The 1,102-nt window shown below is 61.0% G+C and carries 2 protein-coding genes; both read left to right on the top strand.

The window, feature by feature from the left end; genetic code table 11:
• Positions 1-292 (top strand): 4Fe-4S dicluster domain-containing protein (locus CUC53_RS18480; RefSeq protein ID WP_338027675.1); only part of this gene is annotated, 292 nt, incomplete at its 5' end.
• 90 nt (positions 293-382) lie between these two features.
• On the top strand, positions 383-1,102 hold a 720-nt coding region (gene nrfD, locus CUC53_RS18485), incomplete at its 3' end, for an NrfD/PsrC family molybdoenzyme membrane anchor subunit (protein ID WP_167386801.1).

Here is a 1,102-nt window from a genome sequence, read left to right on the forward strand (position 1 = left end):
CGTCGGCTGCATGTATTGCCTCGCCGCCTGCCCCTATCAGGTGCGCTTTATCAACCCGGTCACCCGGGTGGCGGACAAGTGCGACTTTTGCCGCAAGACCAATCTGGCGGCGGGCAAGGAGCCGGCCTGCGTGGAATCCTGCCCTACCAAGGCGCTGGTGTTCGGCAATCTGGATGATCCGGACAGCCCCATCGCCCAACGGCTGGTGAAGGAGACCACCTATCGCTACAAGCAGGCACTCGGCACCTCGCCCAAGATGTACCGCGTGCCCAAAGGGGAGATAACGTCATGACCATGCAAGCGGCATTTCACTTCCCCTCTATTGTCTGGGGATTTGCCCGATCACCATCTACCCCGGCCGTAACAGATGGAGGGAATGACCATGTGGCATGACGCATTTCACTTCCCCTCTCTGGTATGGGACTGGCCGATCGCCATCTACCTGTTCCTGCTCGGCATCTCCGCCGGGGCCACCACCCTCTCGGTGCTGCTGCGCCGCAAGGGAGCTGGCAGCGAGAGCGGCATCATCAAGGCGACCGCCATTCTGGCGCCGGCGAGCGTGATATTGGGGCTGCTCATCCTTATCTTCCATCTGGCCCGCCCCTGGACCTTCTGGAAGCTGATGTTCCACTACCAGTTCGACTCCGTGATGTCGATGGGGGTCATGCTGTTTCAGCTCTATATGGCGGTGCTGTTCGCCTGGCTGGCGGTGGTGTTTCGCACCGAGATCGAGACAATGCGCAGCCGGTTGCTGAAAGAGAAGTTCGCTTTTGTGGATGGCCTGATCGCTTGGCTTGCCCGCATCGAGCGGCTGCTGGCGCCGCTGTTGTTGCTGCTCGCCGTGCTGCTGGGTGCCTACACCGGCTTTCTGCTGTCGGCGCTCAAGACCTATCCGCTGTTGAACAACCCGGTGCTGCCGGTGCTGTTTCTGGTCTCGGGTATCAGCTCCGGCATCGCCGCCACCATCTTGCTGGCAGTCACCCTGTTCAAGGAAAACCATCACAGCCAAGGGGTGAGCTTCGTGCATCGCTTCGAGCGGCCGGTGCTGGCGGTGGAGGTGTTGCTGCTGGTCTGCTTCTTTACCGGCCTCTACTTTGGTGGC

This window comes from Aeromonas cavernicola, from assembly GCF_002795305.1.
Lineage (GTDB): Bacteria > Pseudomonadota > Gammaproteobacteria > Enterobacterales > Aeromonadaceae > Aeromonas > Aeromonas cavernicola.